The organism is Arcicella sp. GW458-12-2-14-TSB2 (genome assembly GCF_059423785.1).
On the sequence record NZ_JBWKYN010000263.1, the window covers coordinates 1 to 5,523 of the forward strand.

5 protein-coding genes are annotated in these 5,523 nt (G+C 34.9%); 1 reads left to right on the top strand and 4 read right to left on the bottom strand.

Translation table 11 applies throughout. The annotated features are described in order from the left end of the window. Positions 1-60 precede the first annotated feature (60 nt). From AC07XN_RS23160 to AC07XN_RS23175, 4 genes are all read right to left on the bottom strand, one after another. Positions 61-741, bottom strand: coding sequence for a hypothetical protein (locus AC07XN_RS23160; protein WP_494744775.1), 681 nt, complete (start codon positions 739-741; stop codon positions 61-63). A gap of 172 nt (positions 742-913) precedes the next feature. After that, positions 914-2,167 carry an ATP-binding cassette domain-containing protein gene (locus tag AC07XN_RS23165; RefSeq protein WP_494744776.1) on the bottom strand — a complete coding sequence of 418 codons (1,254 nt, stop codon included), beginning with the start codon at positions 2,165-2,167 and terminating at the stop codon, positions 914-916. Between the two features lie 184 nt (positions 2,168-2,351). After that, on the bottom strand, positions 2,352-3,980 hold the full coding sequence (groL, locus tag AC07XN_RS23170) for a chaperonin GroEL (RefSeq protein ID WP_309918862.1): 1,629 nt from the start codon (positions 3,978-3,980) through the stop codon (positions 2,352-2,354). A gap of 170 nt (positions 3,981-4,150) precedes the next feature. After that, positions 4,151-4,429, bottom strand: coding sequence for a co-chaperone GroES (locus tag AC07XN_RS23175; protein ID WP_184135555.1), 279 nt, complete (start codon positions 4,427-4,429; stop codon positions 4,151-4,153). 354 nt (positions 4,430-4,783) lie between these two features. Here AC07XN_RS23175 and AC07XN_RS23180 point away from each other — a divergent pair, with 354 nt between their 5' ends. Next, a complete protein-coding gene (locus tag AC07XN_RS23180) occupies positions 4,784-5,497 on the top strand; it encodes a hypothetical protein (RefSeq protein ID WP_494744777.1) in 714 nt (237 codons plus the stop codon). The last annotated feature ends 26 nt before the right edge of the window (positions 5,498-5,523 follow it).

The following is a 5,523-nucleotide window of genomic DNA, read 5'->3' on the forward strand; positions in this document are numbered from 1 at the left end:
GAACAATAAAATTATTGCTAGAATGGTTTTAAATTAGTTTTATATATAAGGGATGTTAATTTATATACTCATAGCAAGTAAAACTTCATCATCAATTGAATCGAAATTTTGAACATAAGTTGCTAAATCTGTATCAATCCATGTTAGTAAATTATAAATCTCATTTTTTACCTGATTGGCTTCTGTAAAGTCAATATTTGTACCATTAAAGCAAATTGGTTCGTTGTGATAAATCCTATTCCTAAATTCTCTAATTTCAGTTAGTTTTTTAGTGATAATATTCCTATTTACATGTTTAGGTTTGTTATTGAATATCTGAATTATACATCCACCTATAAGTTTGAAGTGATGTGTTTCAAAAAGACTTGTCCAAAAACCAAAAGATTGTTCCGCTATTATTTTCCCTGATGTTACAGATACTTTTTTATTTGTAATTGTTTTCTGTGCTTTTTCTATTGATTTTTTTAGGTAGAAATTAGATGCCATCAAACTTTTATCGCTCATAAAACCATTTTTTTGATTTATTATCCAATCAGAATCACCAAAATGAGTCGATATACTTATATCAATGCTGTTCCGTAATACTATTTCAAAGAGATTTAATACTGGATAAAAAGATTTTGCAACGTTTAAATTGGCTCCATATAATTCTTCAGCTTTCAAGGGTGAATGATTGGTCGCTTGTAGAAAACGATTGAATCTTGTCGGTGATAGATATTGTTCAAGTTTATTAATATTCATATTTCAAAGGTGGCTTGCATTTTTATAAAGTTAGTATTATATTTACAATGTAATGCTTAATCAAGCCTCTTTCTTAAAGTTAATATTAAGAAACGTAATTAAGTAAAAGACTTAAAGCCCGTCGGTTACCGATGGGCTTTTTTACGTTTAATAAATATATCAAATACTTTAATCACTTCATCACTACCCCACCAGACCCTTCCTCAGAAGGAAATAATTGAAATATATTTCTTGGAAACAGGCCTTCTTCACTGCGATGCGAAACGTATAAAATGGTGCTTTCGCTTTCGTTAGCAAATTTGTTGATTAAAGAAATAACCAGCGAAGTATTATGGTCGTCTAAACCTGCAATAGCTTCGTCTAAAATTAATAATGGCGGATGTTTTACCATTGCTCTTGCTACCAAAGCCATGCGTTGCTGACCCGCTGAAAGCATAAAGAAAGGTTTCTTCTTGAGCTTATCCATCTCAATCAATGTAAGCCATTGTTTAGCGAGTTTTATCTGTAAATCAGAAGGTTTATTATACAAACCAATCGAGTCATAAAAGCCAGACATCAACATTTGTTCTAACGTATGACTAGCAGTAAACAAATCCGTCATGGCAGGAGTAACATAACCGATATTATTTTTAATTGACCAAACAGTTTCACCAGTACCTTTTCTTCTTCCAAAAAGGGTTAAATCTTGCCCGTATCCTTTTGGATTATCGCCCGTAATCATCGATAGCATGGTGGTTTTTCCCGAGCCATTGGGACCAATTAAATGCCAAAATTCATTCTTATGGATTGTCCAAGTAATGTCTTTTAGGATATGTTTTTCGCCATAACTTACATCAACTTTATTGAATTTAATGAGTTCTGGGCTGGCTAAATCATAATGCTTGATAGGAGGGGGGATTTCTCCTGAAAAAGAGTAAGTCTGTGTATTTCTATAAGCTTCAAGAAATGTTGGAAGGTCTTCGTGTAAAACTAATTGATTATTTTGCTCAATACTTATCACTGTTTTGATAAATGGTAATAAATCTCTTTCACGATTTACCAATTGTATCAAAGAGGTATGGCTACTGATTTCACACAACATTGCTAATAAAGATGCTTGTGCTTCAACGTCTAAATTATCAAATGGGTTATCTAAGATAAGGTAATCAGGTTTTTGAGAGACTAAATAATTCAATAATGCTTTCTTCTGCTCGCCACTAGACATCGACTTTAAACTTCTGTTCAAGTGTTTTGTCACAACCGTAAATCCATGCCTGTTTTCTTCATCAATGTATTCATTAACGGTAAGGCTTGAAAATAGAATCCCCTGTAATGAATTCAATTCGGCAAAAATATCCTTTGCTTTTTGAGATAGTAGCTGCTGAATAAATACTTGTTTATTGGCACTGTTTGATAAAAATATTGCCCAATGTTTGGTGATTTCCATAAAATAAACCGCTTGATTTTGAATATTTCTGCTAGAAGCAAAGGTCTTTACATTTAGGGGAAATAAAAAACTCCTCAAAAGCATTGCTAATGAGGAGTTTTTTGAATGTTGAATTATGAGTTTAGGATGTGGAGTGAATATATTGAATATATTTTTATTCCTCACTCTTAACTCAAAACTGATTTTACATCATTCCACCCATTCCGCCGCCACCACCGTGTGCGTGTGGAGCTTCAGCAGCTGGTTTGTCAGCAATAACACATTCAGTAGTCAATAATAAACCTGCGATAGAAGCAGCGTTTTCTAATGCTAAACGAGTTACTTTAGTAGGGTCGATGATACCCGCAGTAATCATATCTTCGTATTTATCTTCACGAGCGTTGTAACCGAAGTCACCTTCGCCAGCTTTAACAGCGTTAACTACTACTGAACCTTCACCACCAGCGTTAGCAACGATAGTTCTCAATGGAGATTCGATTGCTTGACGGATAATGTTGATACCAGTTGTTTGATCTTCGTTGTCACCAGTTAAACCTTCTAACGCTTTGATAGCACGGATTAAAGCAACACCACCACCAGCTACGATACCTTCTTCAACAGCGGCACGTGTAGCGTGTAGAGCATCGTCAACACGGTCTTTCTTTTCTTTCATTTCTACTTCAGTAGCAGCACCGATGTAAAGAATAGCAACACCACCTGACAATTTAGCCAAACGTTCTTGCAATTTCTCACGGTCGTAATCAGAAGTAGTATTTTCGATTTGTGCTTTGATTTGGTTAACACGAGCTTCGATACCATCTTTCGCACCAACTCCGTTTACAACAGTAGTGTTGTCTTTGTCGATGATGATTTTTTCAGCTTGTCCTAAATATTCAATTGTAGCATTTTCTAATTTGAAACCACGTTCTTCAGAAATTACAGTACCACCTGTTAATACTGCGATGTCTTCTAACATAGCCTTACGACGGTCACCGAAACCTGGAGCTTTAACCGCAGCAACTTTCAGCGCACCACGGATTTTGTTAACTACCAAAGTAGCTAAAGCTTCTCCGTCAACATCTTCAGCAATGATTAATAAAGGACGACCAGTTTGAGCAACTCCTTCTAATACTGGTAATAATTCTTTCATTGAAGATACTTTCTTCTCAGAAATCAAGATGAACGGACGCTCTAATTCAGCTTCCATTTTCTCAGTATTAGTTACGAAGTATGGAGATAAATATCCACGGTCAAACTGCATACCTTCTACTGTTTTAACTTCAGTTTCCGTACCACGAGCTTCCTCAACAGTAATAACGCCTTCACGACCAACTTTGTCCATCGCATCAGCAATCATTGTACCGATTGTAGCATCCGAATTAGCAGAGATAGTAGCAACTTGAGCAATTTGTTGTGAAGTTTCGATTGCTTTTGATTGAGATTTCAACGAAGCAACAACAGCAGTAACAGCTTTGTCAACACCACGTTTCAAATCCATTGGATTAGCACCCGCAGCAACGTTTTTTGAACCGATAGTGTAGATAGCTTGTGCTAATACAGTAGCTGTAGTAGTACCGTCACCAGCTTGATCAGCAGTTTTAGAAGCTACTTCTTTCACTAACTGAGCACCCATATTTTCAACGGCGTCTTCTAATTCGATTTCTTTCGCTACTGAAACACCATCTTTCGTGATTGAAGGTGAACCAAATTTCTTGTCAATGATTACGTTACGACCTTTTGGTCCTAAAGTTACTTTAACAGCGTTAGCTAAAGTATCGACGCCTCTTTTCAATTTATCTCTAGCGTCTGTGTCAAAAAATAATTCTTTTGCCATTTTTGTTTAGTTATTAGTGACTAGTGATTGGTGAATAGCTAAGAGGAAATTCACAATTACTAATCATATTTTTTTCAAAAATATTTTAATAGTAAATTTTTGAGTTGAAATTGATGATAATATAATGAAAGATAAAACTAGTTACCAATCACTACTTACCATTCACTTTCTTACAAAATTGCGAAAATATCGCTTTCACGCATGATAAGGTAATCTTTACCTTCTACTGCAATTTCAGTTCCTGAGTATTTACCGTACAAAACAGTGTCGCCAACTGCAACTGTCAATGGCTCATCTTTTTTACCAGAACCTACTGCTACAACAATTCCTCTTTGTGGTTTTTCTTTAGCAGTGTCAGGAATGATAATTCCAAATGATGTTTTTTCTTCTGCGGCTGCTGGTTCTACCAGAACTCTGTCAGCCAAAGGCTTGATACTAACTGTTGACATTGTTTTTTTGATAAGTTATTTTTTGTATTTGATTTTTTAGGTAAATGTTGAATTTAAATTTGATTTTCAAAGCACGTTAATGAACTCTTAATCAAACCAATTCGAGCTTCAACTACACAAATTTAATCATATTTTGTGCCATTGTCTGAAAAGCGGTAAAATTGTCAGGTTTTGAGACTAAATAAGAATTTTTGGGATAGACGCATTACTATTTGACAGACTTTAAAATATTTTTCAGAAATCTTGGCATTTTCATGAAAACTATTAACTTTAAGTATTCTAATAAAGTGCCGTCTGTATTTACTTTTTTAGAATATTGCTTAATTAATAATCCTTCACTAAATGATGTCGCCTATGAAAAGCTTAGAGAAAGATTGGCTAACCACTGGACTCATTGATTTTGAGTACAAAAAGTATGTTTTACTGGCATATTTGCAACAGGTTAAAAGTAATTTTAAAAGTAAGAAGTTATACCCTGACTTACGAGACTTACAGTATCATTACGATTATTCTATGTATTTCAAGGATGGTATCACTCAGATGAGCATTCAGTTCCCAAAGAGAATCAAGGGCGTCAATCCTGAAAATTTAAATTTGGAATATGAGACATCACACCAACCAGAGAGTGAGTATCTATCCGAGATACAATCTATCATGGAATATGCTTTACCTCGCTTTAAAAATGCGCTAAGCGAAGGGGAAAAAATTGTAGAGGAAGTACAGAAGGATATCCAGATTGCTCCGATTGGAATATTACCACTTTACAAAAATGATGGCTATCTGTTATTGCATGAACCCTGCATCAACGAAACACGGGTGTATCAATACAACCTAACCATCTTTGAAAACAAACACGAGCGTTTGAGAGGACTAAAAACTTTTTATGTAGAGACAATCAAAAAAAGTACGCTAAGTACTTTCGAGAACATCAAGCTAGATTTAGTGAAACGGTACAAACACCTTCCTAATCCTGCTACGTATTTAGTAGAATCAAAATATGTACTACCGCTGGAAGAAACCTTTTTGCCAATTGCCAAAAAGAAAGTAGTGGAAGTAGTTACGAACTAAAAAGGGGAAATTCAGCTGAATTTCCC

Coding starts and splice junctions, on each gene's coding strand:
- groL (WP_309918862.1), bottom strand. CDS start 3,980: ATGGCAAAAGAATTATTTTTTGACACAGACGCTAGAGATAAATTGAAA.
- AC07XN_RS23180 (WP_494744777.1), top strand. CDS start 4,784: ATGAAAAGCTTAGAGAAAGATTGGCTAACCACTGGACTCATTGATTTT.
- AC07XN_RS23175 (WP_184135555.1), bottom strand. CDS start 4,429: ATGTCAACAGTTAGTATCAAGCCTTTGGCTGACAGAGTTCTGGTAGAA.
- AC07XN_RS23165 (WP_494744776.1), bottom strand. CDS start 2,167: ATGGAAATCACCAAACATTGGGCAATATTTTTATCAAACAGTGCCAAT.
- AC07XN_RS23160 (WP_494744775.1), bottom strand. CDS start 741: ATGAATATTAATAAACTTGAACAATATCTATCACCGACAAGATTCAAT.